The sequence below is a fragment of the Streptomyces sp. NPDC059169 genome (assembly GCF_042755225.1).
In the GTDB taxonomy this organism is placed as follows: domain Bacteria; phylum Actinomycetota; class Actinomycetes; order Streptomycetales; family Streptomycetaceae; genus Streptomyces.
In genome coordinates this window covers 103,507-123,031 of sequence record NZ_JBHZCF010000022.1, presented here as the reverse complement: position 1 = coordinate 123,031, position 19,525 = coordinate 103,507, and the positions used below count along the sequence as shown (strand labels likewise).

Genomic DNA, 19,525 nt, shown 5'->3' with positions numbered 1-19,525 from the left:
GTCCACCGGGGCGCCGTCCGCCCCCGAACCGAAAGCCCCGTCCCATGAGCGAGGTACACCGATGAGCACCACCTCCCCCAACCCCGACCCCGAGGTGCCGCCGCCGGCCGTGATGGTCGACGGCGTCACCAAGAGCTACGGCGACCGGCGCGCGGTGGACGGGGTCACCCTGAGCATCCCGCGCGGCGAGTTCTTCGGGCTACTCGGCCCCAACGGGGCGGGGAAGTCCACCCTGGTGGAGATCATGGAGGGGCTGCGCAGGGCCGACGCAGGGACGGTGGCCGTCCTCGGCCGGTCCCCCTGGCCCCGGGACACGGGACTGCTGCCGCGGATGGGAGTGCAGACGCAGTCCTCCGCGTTCTTCGTCCGGCAGACCGTCCACGAGCACCTGCGCACCGTCGCCGCCCTCTACGGCGCGGACCGCGGGGCCGTCGACGCCACCCTTGACGCCGTGGGGCTCGCCGGGCGGCGCGATGTCCGGGTCGACGACCTCTCCGGAGGGCAGCGCCAGCGGCTCGCGATCGCCTCCGCGCTGGTCCACGGACCCGAGCTGATCTTCCTTGACGAACCGACCGCCGCTCTCGACACGGAGGGCCGGCGGGACCTGTGGGCGGTGCTGCGGGCACTGAAGGCCGAGGGCCGCACCATCGTCTACACCACGCACCACCTCGACGAGGCGGAGGCACTCTGCGACCGGGTGGGCATCCTGGTGGCCGGACGGCTCGTCGTCACCGACGCACCCCAGCACCTGATCGGCGCCTTCGGTGCGACCAGCCGGCTGCTGGTCCCCCTCGGCCGCGTCGACGAGGAGCAGGCCGCCGCCCTGCCGGGCGTGGACGGCGTCGCTGTCCGGGGCGGCCATCTCGTCCTGGAGACCCGGGCCACCGGCCGGGTGCTCGCCGCCCTCGACGCCCTCATCGGGCTTGACGGCGTGCAGACCCGCACGCCCAGCCTGGAGGACGTCTACCTGGAGCTGACCGCCCGCCACACCCCCCTCGCACCGGACCACCAGGAGCAGGCATGAGCGCCTACACCGCGCTGACCGCGGCGGGCTACCGAGCCCAGGTACGCGACAAGACCACCGTTTTCTTCACCTTCGCCTTCCCCCTCATCTTCCTGGTGGTGTTCGGGCTGGCCTTCCGCGGCCGGGACGTGGAGGAGAGCGGCTTCTCGTACCTGTCCTACACCGCCTCGGGAGTGCTCTCCTGGGGTGTGGCCAACGCCGCCGTCTTCGGCATCGGGTTCACCTTGATGCAGTGGCGGGCGGACGACATCCTGCGGATGATCCGCATGTCGCCGGCCCCGCTCTCCGCCGTGATCGGATCGCGCTACGTCCTGGCGCTGGGCGTGGGACTGGTGCAGTCGGTGCTGTTCGTGGGGGTGGCTATGCTCCCCGGGTTCGGTCTGGTGCCTTCCGGCCGCTGGCCCCTGCTGGTGCCCGTCCTTCTCCTGGGGATCACCACCTTCCTGCTGCTCGGGGTCGTGATCGGGAGCATCGCGGACACCCCCGAGTCGGTGGCCGGGATCGCCAACTTCCTGATGCTGCCGATGGCGTTCCTGTCCGGCTCGTTCTTCCCCCTGGACGCCATGCCCGACTGGCTCCAGCAGGTGTCGCGGATCCTGCCGCTGCGCTACCTCAACGACGCGGTGTCCGCGGCGCTGACGGGCCGCGGCGGCCTCGTCGACGTGGGCACGGGGTGTGTGGGACTCGTGGTGTTCGCGGTGCTTTTCGGGGCGCTCGCGGCACGCACCTTCCGTTGGACGAAGAGCTCGTGAGCGCGCCGCCCCTGCGGCTCGCCCGCCCGATGGATGAGGCGTGCAGCGCGCTCCAGGAGCACCTGGTCGCGCGGCTCGGCACCGACGGCGCCCCGCAGGTGGTGCCGCTCGGCGCAGTCGGCGCGGACCGCGCCCCCGAGGCACAGGGCCCCGAGGACGGGCACCGTGACCCCGGTGGGCGCCGTATCGGCGGCGACCCCTGGGCCGCGGTCCGTCCCCTGGCCCGGGTCCACATCAGCGCCTCGGCGATCCTGGTCGGCCCCTGGGGGGGCGACGGCGACGCACCCGCGTGCGGAAGCTGCCTGGGGTTGCGGTGGCAGCGGCTGCGCAGCCGCAGCGAACGGGACGCCCTCGAGGCCGGCGGGCCCGACGGGCCGCGCCCGGCCGGCAGGTGGCCAGTTCTCACCGACCACCACCGCGACGCCGTCCACGCCCTGTGCGCGGCGCTGCTGTGCGGACCCCGCGCGAGCCCCCCGGCCGGCGACGCGGCGGACCGGGCCCTGCCCCAGGTGACGCGGCTGGACCTGGCGTCGCTGACGGTCCGCACCTACCCGCTGCTGGCCGACCCGCTCTGTCCGCACTGCGGCCCCCGCTCCGGGGCCGACGGCGGGCACGCCGGCGCGCGGGGGCTCGCCCTCGCTCCGCGTCCCAAGCCGGACCCGGGGGTGTACCGTCTGCGCTCCGCCTTCGACCACCCGCTGCCCACCGCGGCGCTGGCCAACCCGGTCTGCGGGGCCCTGGGCGCCGGCACCTGGACCGACATCACCTCCTCGACCACCGCGCCGGTGGCGGGCAGCGTGTTCGTGCGGGGGTACGCGGGGCTGCACGACGTCACCTGGAGCGGTCAGGAGAACTCCTTCGCGACCAGTCGCCGGCTTGCCTTCCTGGAGGGGCTGGAGCGGTATGCGGGGACCCGCCGGCGGGACGGCGCCGAGCCGGTGGTCGGCTCCTACAACGCCCTGCGCGACGACGCCGTCGACCCCGCGGCCTGCGGCCTGTACGCGGCGGACACCTACCGCGACGACCCGGCGGTCGAACCCTTCGACCCCACCCGGCCGATCCCCTGGGAGTGGGGGTGGTCGCTGCGGGACAAACGGCCGGTGCTGGTCCCGTCGCGGCTGGTCTACTACAGCAGCCCCACGGCGGGCGACGCCTTCGTCTTCGAGTGCTCCAACGGCTGCGCGATCGGCGGCTGCCTGGAGGAGGCCGTCCTCGGCGGCCTGCTCGAACTCGTCGAGCGGGACTCCTTCCTGATCGGCTGGTACGGTGCCGCCCGGCTCCCCCGCATCGACCTCGCCACGGTCGGCCGGCCGGGACTCGCGGCCATGGTCGAACGGGCCGCCCTGCAGGGGTACGACCTCCACGCCTTCGACAACCGGATCGACCTCGCGATCCCGGCGGTCACGGCACTCGGCGTCCGGCGGGACGGCGGACCGGGCACCCTGTCCTTCGCAGCCGCGGCCTCGCTGGACCCGGCGGCGGCCGTCGAGGGCGCCCTGTCGGAGGTGCTGAGCTACCTGCCGCACCTGGCCCGGCAGACGGCCGAGCGCCGCGGCGAACTGGAGGCGATGGCCGACGACTTCAGCCGGGTGCGCCACCTCAAGGACCACCCGCAGCTCTACGGGCTCCCCCGGATGGCAGAGTACGCCCGCGCCTACCGGGAGCCGTCCGTGCCACTGCCGTTCGACGAGGTGTACCGCGACTGGGAGGACCACGGCCGTCCCCGCACGGGCGATCTGCGCGACGACGTCACGGCGGTGGTGCACACGTTGACCGACGCGGGGTACGACGTCGTCGTGGTCGACCAGACCCCTCCCGAACAGAAGCGGATGGGACTGCGCACGGTCAGCACACTCGTGCCGGGGCTCCTGCCGATCGACTTCGGCTGGAATCGTCAACGGGCCCTGGTGATGCCCCGGTTGCGCACCGCGCTGCGGCGCGGGGGGCACCGCCCGGACGACCTGCCGGACGCGGAGGTCCTGCGGGCCCCGCACCCCTTCCCCTGACCCCTCCCGCTCCGGGGCCGCGGCGCCGGAGCGGATCCCGTCGCATCCCCGGAGCCCGCCGTGACGCCTTCACCCCCCGAGACGCCGCACGCCCCCGGCACCCGGTATCGCCCCGATGCCGCAGCCCCGGAACCGTCCCCGGAGGACCTGCTCGCGCGGGCCGGCGGGGTCCTGCGGCCCGCGCTCGGCCTCTACCTGGACATCCACGCGGATCCGGAGCTCTCCGGTCAGGAAGCCCGCACCGCCGACCGGTTCGCCCGCGGCCTCGCGTCGGCCGGCTGCGAGGTGGTACGGGGCGTGGGCGGCCACGGGGTCGTCGGCGTCCTGCGCAACGGCGGCGGGCCGCACGTGTGGCTGCGTGCGGAGCTGGACGCCCTGCCGGTGCGCGAGAGGACCGGTCTGCCCTACGCGAGCACCAGCGAAGCCATGCACGCCTGCGGCCACGACCTGCACCTGGCCGCCGCGGTCGGGGCCACCGAACTCCTCGCCCGCCTCACCGACCGGTGGCGGGGCACCCTCGTGGTGGTGGGGCAGCCGGCCGAGGAGACGCTCACCGGCGCCGAGGCCATGCTGCGGGACGGCCTGTACGAGCGCTTCGGTCGGCCCGGTGCCGTGCTCGCCCAGCACGCCGCGCCACTGCCCTCCGGCACCGTCGCCCACGCCGTCGGCGGTGTGCCGGCGGCCGCGGCGTCGGCGATGCTCGACGTGGTGCTGCACGGCACGGGAGGCCACGCCGCGGCCCCACACCTGGCCGTGGACCCGGTCGTGACGGCAGCGGCCGCCGTCATGCGACTGCAGACCGTCGTCGCCCGCGAGACCGCGCCACAGGACCAGGTGTCCGTGACCGTGGGCACCCTGCGGGCGGGCACGGCAGCCAACGTCATCCCCGACAGCGCGGCGCTCGGGATCGGAGTCCGGGCGACCGACGAGGCGTCCCTGGACAGGGCGCTGTGCGCCGTGCACCGTGTCCTGGCCGCAGAGAGCGCCGCGTCCGGGGCTCTGCGGGAACCGTCCGTCACCGTCACCTCCCGTTCCGCGTCGCTGCGGTGCGACCCGGCAGTCACCTACGCGGTGATGCGGGCACACTCCGGGCTCCTGGGCGCCGCGCGCGTGCTGCCCTGGCCGGGCTCGATGGCCGCCGAGGACTTCGGACTGTTCGGGGACGCGGGCGCCTCGGTCCACGGGCTGCGGGGTATCCCGCTGTGCTACTGGATGCTGGGCGTCGTGGACCCGGGAGTGTGGGACCGGGCAGCGACCGGCGACCGGGGCTCCCTGCCGGCCCCGAACCACTCCCCGCACTTCGCCCCCCACCTCGGCAGCGCCCTGCGGCCCGCGGTGGCCGCGCTCACGGCCGCGGCCCTCGACCGCTTCGCGGGGCCGCGCGTGGCGGAGGGCCGTCCCGGGGCACGGGCCGACGGAGGGAGCGGGCGTACGGGCCCGGACGACGCGTCGTGAGGTGCGTCGGAGGCGCCCCGCCGGGTGTCACGACGCGGACCTGAGGCCCGGGACGCCCGGCGGGAAAGGCCGCACCGCCCGGTCAGCCGTCCCGCTCCCCCGTCGAACTCCCCCGGCCGGGGTGCGGGTTCAGCGATCCGGCACATCCGTGCCACTCCGTCCGGCGGGGTCCGCCGCGGCTTCGCCTGCCCTCCGGCGTTGGTCCCCTCCGCCGCTCTCCGGGCGCAGCTCCAGCGGCAACGGACTGCCGTCGAAGGATCCGGCGGGCACGAGGGCGAGGGTGGGGCCACCCTGCGGGCGGATGGAGGCGTTCGTCCGTGTCCGGTCGCCGGCACGCGCGGCCGCGCCCGCAGTGCGCCGGCACGGTTCGACAAGGCAACCGCGCCGCGGATCGCCGGCGGTGAAGGCCGCGATCGCCGCCGTCCCCATCGCGACGGCCTCGTCCGCGACGCCGCCGTCACCGGTGCGTACGAACAGGGACACCAGCGCGCTCTGCAGGTTGCCCGTCACGACGCCGCGCAGGGAGTCGCGGCGGTCCCGGGTGAGCGTCTCCGCCTCCTGTCCACGGCCACCGCCTCGTCCAGGGCTGCCCGTTCCCGGATGTCCTCGCCGTACAGCGAATGCTGGGAGTTGCACAGGTCGGCCATGCAGCCCCGCCGGTATGGGTCCTGGCGTCCCGAACGTCGTACGGCTTCCCGGTTCACCTCAACCGCTTCGGCCAGCAGGCAGGTGTCTCCCCCGTCGTTGGTGGAGTTCTTCCAGGGCCGCGCCGAGATTCAACGGCAGGGCGACCCGCGAGGCCGTCCGGCCGCCGCTTCACGGTCCCGCGCCCCCGGCCCGTCTCGACGGCCGCGGCCGACACTACGGTCTTCCCGGTCCGCTGGAACAGGGTGCAGCAGAGCGCCAGCGGGCTGGAAGAAGAGGGCCCGGAGGCCTGAAGGTTCCGCGACGGCTCTTCTCAGCGCACGTACGGCCTCGCGCAGCAAGGCGTCCGGGGCCTCCGTGCGCCGGCAGGTGTCCAGCCGTTCGCCGATGGACAGCCTGTGTGATAACTCGGGATCGACAAGCTCGGGAACGTCCACGTGTTCTCCCCGCTTTGCCGCTCTGTCGGGCTTTCGTCCGACCGAATGACTACGCTTCGTACTGCATACACCGCGCGCCACGAGCCGCGGGGCGGAACGTCCGAGTGCGGACGGTCATGACTCGTCGGGCCGGCGGGCCCGTACAGCGACGGAAGCGAGCCGTGTCCATGGAGTTCCTGGCCGAAAGCGCAGAATCCAGTGCCGAGTTACCCCCGCAGGAAGCCCAACCGCTGGCCGAGGTCGGGCTGTACCTGGTGGACGACGTCCGCTCCTGGACGGCACACCCGACGGGGGCCGCGGTCGGCAACATCGTCTTCCACGGCTGGCAGGTGCGGTCCCTGCCGCGTACGCCGTCCGGGCTACCGGACGTCGACGCGTATCTCGTGAAGGCGCGGTACGACGTGGATTTCGACCCGGAGGTGCCGGGGCCGCGCTGGGCGGAGGCGGGCTTCTCCTTCGACACCAGGGACCTCGTCGTCACCGCGGCGCTGCCCGCCGGCGTGACCGAGCCCGAGCCAGCCCAGACCTACGTACTGACGCGGGACCTGGACTTCGCCCTGCCGGAGGCAAACGGCACGGGGGGCTGGGACGGCGGCGGTGACGGCCCGCTCACGCGCGTGCCGCTGCCCGCGCTCACGCCGGACATCACCGTCTTCGGCGTCGGGGGACACACCTGTCGCTGGCGTCACCGCGCGGTGGACGGCGGCGAGGTCCGGCTGGGCTCGCACACCGGATGGTTCGTCCTGCTGGTGCCGGCCGATCGCGAGGAGGTGCACGTCACGGCGAAGGCGGGCTACGCCCTCGCCGAGGAGGCGACGCTGGGCATGCGCCCCCACACCGGCACCGAAGGGTTCACTGTACGACTGCCCGTGCCCGTCCCCGCTCTCCAGGTGGCCGAGCCGTCGGCGCCGCCCATGGCGCGGGACCCTGCATCCTCGTACGGGGACGGGGCGGAGGTGGCGAGCCGCTTCACCGAGATACGCATGGGCTTCGGCGTCGATGTGGTGGGCTACTCCGACCGGGACGCAACGGGCAGATCGGCCCTGCAGCGGCGTCTGGACCGACTCATTCACGAGGTCCTCAGCGACCTCGGGTTCGACCTGGCGCAGGTGAACCACCAGCGCAACGGGGACGGCATGAACGTCGTCCTGCCGCTGCGAACCGATGTGACCCGGGCCTTGCCAGGGCTGGTCAACTCAACGGAGGCCCGGCTCCGTCAGGACAACGACCGGCACACCGACCGGATGCGCCTGCGGATGGCCTGCGACGCCGGTACGTTCACGGCGGGCGCCAACGGCTACGAAGGCGAGGCGGTCCTCGGCTTCTGCCGCTTGTTGGACAGCCCTCCGCTGCGCGACGCCCTCGCGCCCCATCGGAACGCCGAGCTTGGCGTGCTGATCAGCACGTTCCTCTACGGGCAGGTACTGGCTCCGGGCCATCCTGGGCTGGACCCGGGCGACTTCACCCGGGTGACCGCAGTGGTTAAGCGCTTCCAGGCGGACGCCTGGCTGTACACGTCTCCGGCTGCCGGGGCCACGAGGTGACCCGGCCCGCGGCCGACCGCGCGGCCCTCCTCGCGACCGTCCGGGCGTACGCCGAGACGTCCGCCGGCGACGGCAGGGATGCCGCTGAGGATGCCTTGGCTCGCCTGCTGGAGCGAACCGGCGACCTGTTCGACGACGTCGAGGTGGCCGTCGCGGCCGGACGATTGCACCTCCGACACGCGGCGGCCCGAGAAGCCGACGGGGAAAGCGCGGAGGCGGAACTGCGGACGGCCGCCTGGTACTTCCTCCCCTTGGTCGCCGAGGGCTCGGAGCCGCCTCTGGCCGTCCGCGACCTCTACGAGCGGGCTGCGGTGACCGGTCTGCCCGGCGTCGGCCCCCCGGCGGCCCCTGGTCTCTCCCTCGGCGCGTGCCACGACGGGATGGTGACCGCGATGGAACGGCACGGACAGGGCCGCCGCGGCGGAACGGCCCTCCGGCCCGCCCTGTTCGTCCTGCGGCACCTGGCGGCCACCGAGCCGGCCGGCACCGGCCGCCGGGCAGGCTACCTGTCCAACCTCTCTGCCGCTCTGCTCACCCTGGCCCGCTTCGATGACGCGGCTGGGCTGCTGGACGACGCCGTCGCGGCGGCACGTGAGGCTCTCCGGCCTGCCGAGACCACGGCGGCCGCGACGACGGAGCCCGCCGAGGCCGCGCACCCCCGCACTGGCAGCGGCCCCGGGTCTGATCCCGGGTCCAGCCCCGGAATCGGTCCGGCTCCGACGGCGCAGGACGGACCGGCCGCCGGACCAGGCGACCACGCCCTGGCCGACCGCCTGATGAGCCTCGTAGGCGCCCTGCATGCCCGCTACGACCGGACCGGTGACGTGGAGGACCTGCGCGAGGCACTGGCAGCGGGCCGCAGGGCCGTCTCCCTCGATCCCGCACCGTCCGGAAGCCGGGCGCGCAAACGCACGAACCTCGCCTTGGCCCTCCTGTCGCACTACGAACTCACTGACGACGAAGACGCTCTCACCGAGGCGGCGACCCACGCTCGGCTGGTCGTCTCCCTCGAGCCCGACGGTCCCTCGGCCGCCGTACCCCTCGCCAACCTCTCCGCCGTCCTGGGAACGCTGGGAACACTCTGCGCGGACGCCGACACCGTACGGGAGTCCGTCGACGCGGCCAGACGAGCCGTGCAGTGCGGCGGCGACGCCCTCGACGGACCCGAGGAGTTCGGGCTCGCGCTGGCCCAGTCCCTCTTCGACCTGTACCGCGTCACCGGCGACCCATCCGTCCTCGACGAGTGCTCCGGGATCTGCCGCGGGGCTCTCACGGCATTGCCCGCTCGCCATCCGGAACGGCACCGGTACCTGCTGACGCTCGGCCGGGCACTGCGCGCGACGGCACGTTCCGCGGCGGACTGCGGACCCGCGCTGTCCGCCGTCGAAACCCTGCGGGAAGCGGTGACGGCCACGCCGCCCGGCCACCCGGCCAGAGCCGACACGCTCGGCAACCTCGTGCTCGCCCTGCAGGACGTCTACGACCGTACCGGCGTTCCCCGGATCCTGGACGAGGCGATCGACGCCGGCCGGTTCGCCGTACAGGCCGCAGCCTACGGCGGATCCGCACACCTGAAGATCCAGGGCAATCTCGCCAACTCCCTGCTCGACCGCTACTACCGGACCGGCGCCACAGCCGATCTCGACGAGGCGGTGGAGATCGGTCGCGGCGCGGTGGCTGCGACGCCGCCCGGCCACGCCGACGAAGCCGCACATCTCACGTCACTGGCTCACCAGTTGTTCGTCCGAGCCCAAGCGGTGGGGGAGGAGTCGGTCCTGGAGGAGAGCATCACCACGGCGCGCCGGGCCGTCGACGCGGCGCGCCCGGGGAGCACCACCGCGGTCGCCGCGCGCTCCAACCTGTCCACCGCGTTGGCGACGCTTTTCGAGCGGACCGGGGAACTGGCGGTCCTGGACGAGGCGGTGGCGCTCCGGCGCGAGACAATCCGCGCCACGCCGGCCGGCTCACCGGCGCTCGCGGGCCTGCTCTCCAGCCTCACCGGGGTACTCCGCATGCGCTACGACCGCATCGGAGACCGTGCCGCGCTGCGGGAAGCCGCGGAGTGTGCCCGCCACTTGATGTCTACGCTGCTCCCGGGGCAGCCGGAGTACCCCCTGCGCATGGCGAACGCGGCCGCCACTCTCCACCAGTGGAGCGACCTCGCCCAGGACGACGACGCGGGCGAGGCGGCCGCGGCCGCGGCCGGGCTCGCGGTGGACTCGGTGCCCGAGACTCACCAGGCGAGGCCTGCCCTGCTGAGCAACCACTGCGGCATCCTCCTCGGGCGCTACCGGCGGACCGGATCCCTCGCCCTGCTCACCGACGCCATATCCGCGGCCGACGCCGCCGTCCGCACCGCGCACCCCGACGACCCGGACCGGCCGCTGTACCTGCTGAACCTCGCGATGGCATCGCGGTCGCGGCACGAACGCGCCGGCGAGCCGGACGTCCTGGTCGAGGGCCTCCGCGCAGCCGAGGAAGGGCTTCGCCTCGCTCCAGCTGGCCATCCGCTCCGGCCTCGGCTGCTGTCCCAGATCAGCCTGGGGCTCCAGGCCCGCTACCAGCGCGGCAACGAGCTGCGTCACCTGACCGAGGCGGTCGAGGCGGCCCGCGAGGCCGCCGAGGCGTGCCCGTCCGGTCACCCGGACCGGTCCATGTACCAGTCGAACCTCTCAGGAGCCCTGCTGATCCTGCACCAGCGGCAGGAGCCGCAAGACGCCGAGCGGACGATCCGCGAGGCCGTCGCCGCCGCCCGTACCGCGGTCGTCGTCACCGAGCGCAGCCACCCGGACCTACCCGTCTTCCTCTCCCACCTCTGCGCGGCGTTGATGTTCCAGTACGCTGTGACCGGCGGCGCGCGGGAACTGGCCGCCGCCGTCACCGCCGGGCGCCGGGCCGTCGCCCTCTCGCCGGCCGGACACCCCGAGCAAACGCACCGTCTCGCCAACCTCACAGCCGCGTGGCGGCTCAGGTACCGCCACGACTCCTCGCCCCGCGCCCTGCGCGAGGCGGTGGCGACCGCCCGTCAGGCCGTCGCCTCCCTGGCCTCCGACCATCCCGACGAGGCGTCCGTCCTGACCGGCTGCGCCGCAGCGCTTCGCAGCGCCTGGCGCGCGGGGGCGGACCGGACCGACCTGGAGGAGGCGCTGTGCCTCTTAGACCGGGCCGTACGCTCCGCGGTGAGCCCGGTCGGCGACCGCATCCAGGCGGCCCGCGCGCTCGGCCGGGCCGCCCTGGAAGCCGCCGAGCCCGATCGGGCGCTGCGATCTTACGAGTCCGCCGTGAACCTGCTCGCGCAGCTCGCTCCCTGGCGGCTGACGCGCGCGGATCGGGAGTTCGGGCTCGGGGAGATGGAGGGGCTGGGCAGCGAGGCGGCGGGAGCGGCACTGAGCAGCGGTCATCCGACACGGGCCGTGGAACTGCTGGAGCAGGCACGCGGAGTGATGCTTCAGCAAACCCTCGACATGCGTGGCGACCTGGACGAGCTGCGCGCAGCCTCCCCGGAGCTGGCCGACGAGTTCGAGGCCCTGCGGAACAGACGGGACGCCGCCGACCACATCAGACTCGCCGAGGAGTTCGACGAGGCGTACGCCGGGCGGCCCTATGAAACGTCCGGTGCGGACAGCCCCGGCGGTCGCAACAGTGCCGACGGCGGTCCGCATGGTCCCGGTCGGGCCCTGCGGCGCATCGCCGCCGAACGGGCCTCGATGGACGCGGAATGGCACGCACTCCTCACCCGGATCCGGGCCCTTCCCCGACTGGAGGGCTTCCTGGGGCGCCCCGCCTTGGAGACACTCCGCGAGCAGGCGGACGGCGGCCACATCATCATGCTGGCGGTCGGCAGGCACCGGGGTGACGCACTGGTGGTGACCCCGGACCCCCGCTCCCCCGTGATCGTGATCGGCCTGCCGGACGTGACCGAGAACCAGGTGATAGAACGGGCCGAACGGCTTCTCGAGGGACGTGTACCGGGCTCCCCGCCGGTGACCGACTACGCGCAGGCCAAGCGGCGCATGCGGGTACTCACCGAGACCCTGGAGTGGCAGTGGGACCGGGTGGCGGGGCCCGTGCTGGAGCGGATCGGACTGACCCGGTCGTTCGGGCCGGAGGACGGCCCCGGTGAATGGCCTCGGATCTGGTGGTGCCCTGCCGGTGTCACCGCCTTCCTTCCCTGGCACGCCTCCGGCCACCACCAAGAGGACGCGACACGCGGCGGGCCCGCCCGCACCGTCATGGACCGGGCGGTCTCCTCGTGGACGCCGACCATCCGGGCCCTGGCCCACGCTCGGCGCCCCGCGCGGACGACGGCACCGGTCACCGGTTTCGGTGCCACCGCGCCCGGGACCGGTACGGGTGCCCTGCTGGTCGACATGGCCCGACCGGCCGGAGCTCCCCGCCCGCTGCGGCACGTGACCACCGAGATCGAACGCCTCGCCGTCCTGCTGCCCGGCGCCACCCGGGTCGGTCCTCCGCACAGCACGCCGCGGACCGTGCTGGACGGGCTGCCCGCCCACCCGGTGGTGCACTTCGCCTGCCACGCCGTCAGCGAATGGGGTGCTCCGGGACGCAGCGGACTGCTGCTGAACGACGACGGCGGCAGCGGACGTGATGGCGGGACGGCGCGGCTCACGGTCGACGCGATCTCCTCCCTGCACATCAAGGGCGCCGACCTCGCCTACCTGTCGGCGTGCAGTACCACGCTGACCAACCAGCGGCTGGTGGACGAGTCCGTGCACATCACGGCCGGGTTCCTGCTCTCCGGCTACCGCCGGGTGATCGGCACCCTCTGGCCCGTCGACGACACCGCGGCCGCGGAGATCGCCGTGGACTTCTACACCCGACTGACGGAGAACGGTGGTACTGCTCCGCAGACGGGGGACTCGGCGTACGCGCTCCACCTCGCCCTGCACCAAGGGCGAGCGCGGCGGCCGTGGGCCCCGTCCCTCTGGGCGGCGCACCTGTACGCCGGTGCGTGAGCGGGGCCGGGCGCGATCAGGCCGAAACCGCGGCGAGCACCACGAGGGCGAGGCCGAGCGCGAAGGAGACGAGGGACGACTGCAAGTGCCGGTGCTTGGTCCAGGCGATTCTGCTCATGATGATCAGTTGCCGGCTGAGCACGGGAAGCGGCTCGGCGCGCCGCAGCGACTCGGCCAGTTCCTCGGCCTCACGGTGCATCAGATGACCGAAATAGACGAAGTTATCGGGCGCTTCGGCTCGCAGGTCGGAGGTCCGCAGGCGGGGCGTGACGACGAGGGCCGCGAGAACGGCCGCAACAAGGATGGACGCACAGCCGGACCAGAGCAGGCACCGGACCACCCAGCCATGCGGGCCGAAGAAGATGTTGCCGTTGCCGGAAAGCGCGATGATCCCGGCCCCGGCGGCGGATTCGAGGGTGAGGGCGAACGATGCCTTGGCATCAACCCGAGCCGTCCACTCCCCCACCGCGGCGTGAACGCGCCAGGCCGTGTCCACGGCCTTCTCCTCGGCCTCGGGGCTCACCGCGCCGCTGGCGGGCATCAGGGCCTCCACCGGGGGGAGATGTGGCAAAACATCGTCGGTGTCCTCCTCGCAGGCGGCGCACGGCCCTTGCCGGTGCCGTGTTTATCGGAGGGCATACCCAACTTCCGGCCGGACAACGACGCGTATCCGGCACCCGCTCCCTGTCCTGCATCTCGCTGCCGGGTGGAGATGACGAGATGAACCGGGGTGAAGGGCGTGTGCCCTGGCAGGACAGAGGCATTCGGCGCAGTGCACCTCCCGTGCGGCCGGGCGCGGTTCATGCCGCATGTCGACCGTGCGCGGCCCGCGGAGGACGTCCCGGGCCGGTATGGTCGGCACCGGGTCAGGACAGGCTTCCGGACGGCCACTACCCTTCCGATCGCCGGCGGCTGTGCCCGCGGACCGGGCCACCGGCGGACTGCCCCGACCGGAGATCCGCATGCCGCCGTCGACACTCATCTCTCTCTGCCTCTCGTCACCGCCCTCCACCACCCGGCCAGGCCGGGCCGCCGGTCTCCCGGCCGAACCGGACGACCTGCGGGGTCGTGCTCCCCGAACCGCCGACACCCGATCCCCCCACACACCGGGCGGCGCGTGGCACTGACCCGCAGCATTCACAGTGTTCACCGAACCGAAGAGCCGCGGTCGGACGATGTGCCACTGCTGGTCTGCGGCAGCTTGAAGGATCTGCCCGATGCGTGGAGGCCGTCTGCTCGCACCCTTGTCCAGACGTGCATGGTTCACCTGCTGCGGAACCGGTTTCGCTGTGCCGCCCGTCAGGACTGGGACACGGTCGCCGAGGCCCTCGAGCTCGTCTACACCGCCCCGAAAGAGGACGCCGCCACGGAGCGGTTCCCGGAGTTCCAGGAGTCCTGGGGCCAGACGCATCCAGCGACCGTGAGGCTGCGGTCGAACGCCTGGGCCCGGTTCGCGTCCTTCCTTCCTTCAACGTCGAGAAACGCAAGGTCATCTGCAACACGCACGCGATCGAAAGCGTCAACCCTCGTATACGCAAGGCCGTCCGAACCCGCGGACACTTCCCAGACCAGGCCGCCGCCCTCAAGTGCATCTACACGGCGCCGGGGGCGTCCACCCGACCGGGGCAACGGCCGGCGCCGCTGGACGATGCACCGGAAGACACCGCTGAAGGCCTTCCAGATCGCCTTCGAAGGACACCGCATCCCACCAGCAGCCGCCGACCCTCAACCGACCGAGACGAGCCGTTGATTGGACACACTCTGAAAGGCGGCCGGGGATCAGGATCCGGTGAGGGAGATGGCCACATCCGTGATGTTCAGCGGGAACTGGCCGATGGATGTGGCCTGGCCGGTGAAGACGTCGACGCTGTACAGCGAGGGGGTGCTGGCACCGTACGGAGTGAGGGAGGCGAAGGCAGCGTTGTCGACCGTCTTCCCGCCGGACAGGGTGCTGTAGATGTCCAGGCCGGCGTTGATCCCGGCGTCGATGCCGAGGTTGCCGGTCGGGGCGAGCGTGCCGTTGTTCGCCGGGGACTGGAGGACGACCTGGTCGCTGGTCGTGTTGATGTCGATCAGCGTGGTCGCGGTGGACGCGTTGAGGTCGTTGTTCGTGTAGGCGGCGGCCGAGACTCCCTTGGTCGTGCCCTCGAGTGGTGGAGTGGTGAGGTTCAGGTCCTGGATGGTGCTGTGGTCGTTGAGGTTGTGCCGGAGGTTCTGGCCGTGGTCGCTGATCACGCGCAGGCGGTCGGCCGCCGGGTTGAAGTCGACACCGAAGTTCGTGCCGCTCAGCGCGTACTGGAGCTGGGACACCTTGGTCACCACGACGTCGGGGGTGGTCGGCGGGGTCTTGATCGTGTAGATGCCACCCTTGTTCCCGACGCCGTACATCAGGCCGTCCTGCACCCTGAAGTCGATCCCGACCAGACCCGTGTCGCCGCTGAGGCCGATGACGACCCTGACCCAATCGAGGACCTGCGGCCGGTTGGTCGTGAACGTGGCCATCAGCGTGCCATCGCCACTGATCCCGAACGCGCGCAGACTCGCCGTGGCGGCGGGGGTGGCTGAGCCGGTGCCCGGTGTGCCGAGCATGAGCGCCGTCGAGGTGACCACGACTGCGACCAACGCCGTGATTCTCTTTCTCGCGCCTGCTCTCATCAGAGTTTCCCTCCCGTTTGGGCGAGCGCCATTCGAGGCGCCTGACTGATAATCCCCCGCTCCTGCCCGTACTGATCACCCAGCCATGCCGGAGTCACTCCGGAACGATTCCGAAGGTGTTCCCACTACAGGCTTGTATGAGGTTCTCATCAAGGCTGGTTCACGACTCCCCCACAAGCAGAAGGAGTTGAGAGAACGCCCGGAGCCGGTAACTTTGCGCACTACAGCAGAGGCCGCGCCGATACGGTCGCCGCCCTGAGCGAGACTTCGCACCGAACCCGTCCGGCCGGGAGGCCGGGAGGCGCCAGGTCGGCCCTGTCCACCACCGTGCCGCCCCGCAGACTTCATCGCCGGTCAGCGTCCTTCATGTCTGCCGGACACCGCATTCACACTCCGGACGGTCAGCCGCGTGCCCGAATCACCGAGCGATATGATCACACGTCGACATGCAAGAATTGAAGGGAAAAGAGGCTGGGAGTCGTCATGTAAAGGCCTCACGACTCATCTCTGGGAGCAGCCCTCGACTATCGCACCTCAAGGCCCAGGATGATGCCGTCGAAGTCGAATCCGTTGGTATCCACGGCGAGTGGACTCCGGCCGCCCCCCTGCCCGGCCCAGGGAGTGTGGGCGGGGATGCCAGGCTGGTTTTTGTCGACCGCGGTCACCGACAGCCGAAAGTCAACGAGCGACGCCGACGAAGGCCAGGCACGGGAGTCGAGGAAGAGTCGGTACTGGTCCGGGTCCCATCCGTTGTCGTCCGTGACGAGGGCTGATTCCCCGCCGCCTGCACTGGCCCACGGCGTGTACTGGATCGGCCCGTAGTGGCTGCCCTTGTCCATGGCTTGGGCGCCGATACGGAAGTCGCGCCCTACCAGAGGATCGCCCGGGTTGGTTTCCAGATTCAGCCGCACGGCGTCGGGGTCAAACTTGTTCGCATCGCCGGCCCAGTTTGACGAACTGTTGCCGAACTTCACATTGTTGGTGAACTGCTCCAAGCCGAACTGGGAAGAGCCTCCGTCGTCGGCCAGTTGGATACCTACCCGGAACGTAGGGAGATCCGCAGCTTGCGCGGCGGCCGGGCTCATCAAGAACGAAAACCCGGCCACAACCGCAATCGAGCCTGACAGAATTCCAGACTTCACTCTCGTCGCCACTTTCCCCTGTCGAAGAAATCCATTGCCAGTAGACCGCCCATCACATTAGAGAAGTTCACTCGCACGCTGAAGAACACATTTGGCCAACTCCCTCAGGGCATGATCGGTTGAGTTGGCCTCCGTCCTTCAGGCCTGATCGCCGCCGGTTAAACTACCGCGCTGCACACCGGCTGCACTATCTGGCACAGCAGGTGCATGCCGTGGCTCGCAAGGGGGTCGCGGACGGCACTGCCCATCGAGGCAGGCGTCGAAGCCGCCTCCGGCTCGCGCAGTCGCTCCCGCACACCGACCTGACGCGGGGACTGCTCACCCAGGACGGCCAACAGCACCACGTGCCGGACGGTTCCCATCTCGTCGCGGATGCCCAAGTGCCGTGGACGGGACTACCCGCCCGTTCCGCATCGGCAGGACAGCGAGCGACCACTCAGCACATCGACGAGCGCCCTCCCGAGCGTCACCAGGGCTCACTTGAGTGGGCTCCAGATCCTCGCCTGAACTCGATCGGACCGTAGACGGCCGCCTCGGACTGCGTGGCCAGGGCCCAGTACCGATCCCCGAAAGACCAGTGCCACCACTCCGTCGGATAGTTGACCATACCGACAGCGGTCAGGGCAGATGCCAGGATCTGCCGATAGGTTCGAGCTTCCTCGCTGATGTTGTCGGCCTGCGTGTAGCAGGCACCTGCGCTCACCTCCGGATTCGCATTCACCGGGGATCCAAGGTCAAGCTCGCGGCCATCGGCATCGGCGAGCGTCAGGTCAACGGCCGCCCCAGCACTGTGCGGGGCGACCTCAGGCGGTGACACGTAGCGGCTGGCTGCCGAACGGATCCGCTCGGCCGGCCAGTCGGGATGGGCAGCACTCAGCCCGGCGGCGTACTGGTCGAAGTAGCGCCGTTGCAGAGTCGACGGACGGTACCCCTCGACGAAGAGCACACGCAGTTTCTCGGGAAGGTTCTTCTGGGCTGTCAGGAGGCGCTCGAAAACACCCTCCCGTAGCTGGGTGAACGCGCCGGAGCCGTCCTGTTGCCGCTCGTCGATCAATATCTGACCGCCGCGGCGCGCATCCACGAGCCGCTCGCCACAGTCGCGCGTGGGTACGGCGGCAACCTTCGGATCGGACATCAAGATGATCTCGTTCATGGGGTGATGGCCTCGAAAAGGAAGTGCGTCCTGATGATCACTGCTGGGGCTATGGGGGTGCGGGCGGAGGTGGGAGGCCGTCGGCCGTGGCCTGTCGCGTCCGGTCAGAACTGAGGGCTGAGTCTGATCCGGGTGCTGCCGGGAAGGACGGGAGCGCCTCGACAACAGCATGGTGGGGCGGCGCTGTGGAGTGGCGCGGGACCGGTTGAGCGGGACGGCCCCTCTGCTGCCGTGGCTCCTCGGTGACCGTGCGCCCCTCGGTCGCGGCGGACTCAAGGGCTCCATGTCATACGACCGCTTGCCGCGCCGAGCAGGGTGCGCAAGCCACCCCCGGCGGCTGGACGCGGGGTGGCGGCCGTGTCTTCGCCCGGAGCTTCGGGGGGATTCGACGGTTCCTGGAGGGCGCCCGACTGTGGGATGAGGTAGGCGTCGACGTCGCGGTGGTACAGATGGTGAGCTAATGTCCAGGCAAAGTGGACCAGATCTTCCTCGGTCTCGGTCAGCGCGTGAGCGACCAGTGGTCGTTCCAACTGGGGCCACTCGGTCAACAGCACGCCTCGAAGGGCGGCTGCGCGGACCGGCGGCTGCGGGGCGAAGAGGGCTGAGATGATGGCTTCCCCCACGTCAGGACAGTAGCGATCGGGAGCTGATGCGGCGACGGCCGTGAGAACGCGCGGTTTGGCCTCAGCGCCCGTTGAACGCAGCAAGTTCAGCGCTTCCGTTCCCGTGAAGCACCGGAAGGCGCGGCGCACCATGGCTTCTGCCTCAGCCATGGCGCGTTGGTGGAACTCCGGTTCGGCCGCGCTCACCTCCGCGATGGCCACGCAGACGTCGGCTTGCGGGTAGAGGCGGATGACGGCACCGTCGAGGCTGGACCACGTCGGTGTGGGGCCGAACCACCCGTGTTCCACTCGGCCGGAATAGGTCCAGCCCGTGCGTGCCGCGAAGCCGCCGAACGCCTTCTCGTCCGGGGGGTCGGTGAAAGCGACCCTGCGCCATCGCCACCAGCCTGCCATGTGCGTTTGCTCCTTTCCGGTGATCTCGCGGGTCGCGACCGGTGGCGCGCCCGTCGTGACGGTCACGGCGCGCTAGGGCGCCAACCGGCCGCCTGCGCCCCGATGCAGACTCCGGCGCCCTTGTGCGAGCCCCTGGGGGCGCATGAGTTCACACCAGATGCGTTTGCCGTGTGCGAACGCGTCCTGACCCCACCGGTCTGCCAAGGTCTCGACCAGGTCCAGGCCCCGTCCGTGCTCGTCTTGTTCCGCGGGTTCTTCCCGTTGGGCCGGCCTGGTCGAAGCGTCGGTGACTTCGACACGCAGCACGGGATGTCCCCCGCGCCAGGTGTGGAGGAGCAGGAGCCCGACTGGTCCCTCGGCATGTGTCACCGCGTTGGTGACCAGTTCGCTGACGAGCAGTTGTGCGGTGTCCAGGACGTCATGGGGAATCAACCATTCGGCGAGTGCGTGTCGCACCAGTCGACGGGCAGCGGACGGGGTCCGGATCGTCTTGGGGAGTTGGAAGGCCTTGCACCGGCTTCCGGTACCGAAGGGCTGGAGCGGTGTGGTCATGGCCGTGCCAATCGTCGGGAATCGACGGGGGTTGCATCTCGCGGATCGGCCGGATCCGCGGCGACGGGTGTGTGGTCAGCTGCGGACCGGTGTCAACCGTGTCTCTCCCCCTATGCGACGGATGGTGCGGAGAGCCGGGGCACGGAGCACGATGGACGGTGCACGAGC

General features: G+C 71.5%; 14 protein-coding genes and 2 pseudogenes. 8 read left to right on the top strand and 8 right to left on the bottom strand.

The window, feature by feature from the left end:
• The first annotated feature begins 61 nt into the window (after nucleotides 1-61).
• Genes ACFXOM_RS31585 through ACFXOM_RS31570 form a run of 4 tightly spaced genes read left to right on the top strand, consistent with a single transcriptional unit; the run spans nucleotide 62 to nucleotide 5,237 of the window.
• Nucleotides 62-1,024 (top strand): ATP-binding cassette domain-containing protein, encoded by a 963-nt coding sequence (locus ACFXOM_RS31585; protein ID WP_384941927.1) that lies wholly within the window; start codon nucleotides 62-64, stop codon nucleotides 1,022-1,024.
• Nucleotides 1,021-1,776, top strand: coding sequence for an ABC transporter permease (locus tag ACFXOM_RS31580; protein ID WP_384941925.1), 756 nt, complete (start codon nucleotides 1,021-1,023; stop codon nucleotides 1,774-1,776). Before ACFXOM_RS31585 ends, ACFXOM_RS31580 begins: the two co-directional genes overlap by 4 nt.
• Nucleotides 1,777-1,805: 29 nt before the next feature.
• Nucleotides 1,806-3,782, top strand: a complete 1,977-nt coding sequence (locus ACFXOM_RS31575; protein ID WP_384941982.1) for a TOMM precursor leader peptide-binding protein — start codon at nucleotides 1,806-1,808, stop codon at nucleotides 3,780-3,782.
• A gap of 60 nt (nucleotides 3,783-3,842) precedes the next feature.
• Entirely contained in the window at nucleotides 3,843-5,237 is a 1,395-nt protein-coding gene (locus tag ACFXOM_RS31570) for an amidohydrolase (RefSeq protein ID WP_385040677.1), read from the top strand.
• Between the two features lie 129 nt (nucleotides 5,238-5,366).
• Here the strand turns inward: ACFXOM_RS31570 and ACFXOM_RS31565 are convergent, their stop codons facing one another.
• A complete protein-coding gene (locus ACFXOM_RS31565; protein WP_385040675.1) occupies nucleotides 5,367-5,747 on the bottom strand; it encodes a hypothetical protein in 381 nt (126 codons plus the stop codon).
• A gap of 733 nt (nucleotides 5,748-6,480) precedes the next feature.
• Here ACFXOM_RS31565 and ACFXOM_RS31560 point away from each other — a divergent pair.
• Together ACFXOM_RS31560 and ACFXOM_RS31555 are read left to right on the top strand one after the other, a co-directional pair.
• On the top strand, nucleotides 6,481-7,863 hold the full coding sequence (locus ACFXOM_RS31560; RefSeq protein WP_384941919.1) for a hypothetical protein: 1,383 nt from the start codon (nucleotides 6,481-6,483) through the stop codon (nucleotides 7,861-7,863).
• Nucleotides 7,860-12,839, top strand: coding sequence for a CHAT domain-containing protein (locus ACFXOM_RS31555; RefSeq protein WP_385040672.1), 4,980 nt, complete (start codon nucleotides 7,860-7,862; stop codon nucleotides 12,837-12,839). Before ACFXOM_RS31560 ends, ACFXOM_RS31555 begins: the two co-directional genes overlap by 4 nt.
• A 16-nt stretch (nucleotides 12,840-12,855) precedes the next feature.
• On the opposite strand, the gene ACFXOM_RS31550 is transcribed toward ACFXOM_RS31555, so the two are convergent.
• Nucleotides 12,856-13,380, bottom strand: coding sequence for a Pycsar system effector family protein (locus tag ACFXOM_RS31550; RefSeq protein WP_384941915.1), 525 nt, complete (start codon nucleotides 13,378-13,380; stop codon nucleotides 12,856-12,858).
• 261 nt (nucleotides 13,381-13,641) lie between these two features.
• On the opposite strand from ACFXOM_RS31550, the pseudogene ACFXOM_RS31545 reads away from it, so the two are divergent.
• Both ACFXOM_RS31545 and ACFXOM_RS31540 read left to right on the top strand, forming a co-directional pair.
• A pseudogene (locus tag ACFXOM_RS31545) lies at nucleotides 13,642-14,259 on the top strand (transposase); the annotation flags it as partial.
• Nucleotides 14,145-14,384, top strand: a pseudogene (locus ACFXOM_RS31540) (hypothetical protein); the annotation flags it as partial. The pseudogenes ACFXOM_RS31545 and ACFXOM_RS31540, both read left to right, overlap by 115 nt.
• Before the next feature lie 234 nt (nucleotides 14,385-14,618).
• On the opposite strand, the gene ACFXOM_RS31535 reads toward ACFXOM_RS31540, so the two are convergent.
• The 6 genes from ACFXOM_RS31535 to ACFXOM_RS31510 form a co-directional block, all read right to left on the bottom strand.
• Nucleotides 14,619-15,494: a DUF4394 domain-containing protein gene (locus ACFXOM_RS31535; protein ID WP_384941913.1), complete on the bottom strand. Its 876-nt coding sequence runs from the start codon at nucleotides 15,492-15,494 to the stop codon at nucleotides 14,619-14,621.
• Nucleotides 15,495-16,018: 524 nt separating this feature from the next.
• Nucleotides 16,019-16,636: a hypothetical protein gene (locus ACFXOM_RS31530; RefSeq protein WP_384941911.1), complete on the bottom strand. Its 618-nt coding sequence runs from the start codon at nucleotides 16,634-16,636 to the stop codon at nucleotides 16,019-16,021.
• 158 nt (nucleotides 16,637-16,794) lie between these two features.
• Nucleotides 16,795-17,016, bottom strand: coding sequence for a hypothetical protein (locus tag ACFXOM_RS31525; RefSeq protein WP_384941909.1), 222 nt, complete (start codon nucleotides 17,014-17,016; stop codon nucleotides 16,795-16,797).
• An 86-nt stretch (nucleotides 17,017-17,102) separates the two neighbouring features.
• Nucleotides 17,103-17,789, bottom strand: coding sequence for a M15 family metallopeptidase (locus ACFXOM_RS31520; protein ID WP_384945941.1), 687 nt, complete (start codon nucleotides 17,787-17,789; stop codon nucleotides 17,103-17,105).
• Between the two features lie 272 nt (nucleotides 17,790-18,061).
• Nucleotides 18,062-18,805, bottom strand: coding sequence for a hypothetical protein (locus ACFXOM_RS31515; RefSeq protein ID WP_385040669.1), 744 nt, complete (start codon nucleotides 18,803-18,805; stop codon nucleotides 18,062-18,064).
• Nucleotides 18,806-18,877: 72 nt separating this feature from the next.
• A complete protein-coding gene (locus ACFXOM_RS31510; protein ID WP_384936271.1) occupies nucleotides 18,878-19,357 on the bottom strand; it encodes an ATP-binding protein in 480 nt (159 codons plus the stop codon).
• Nucleotides 19,358-19,525 lie beyond the last annotated feature (168 nt).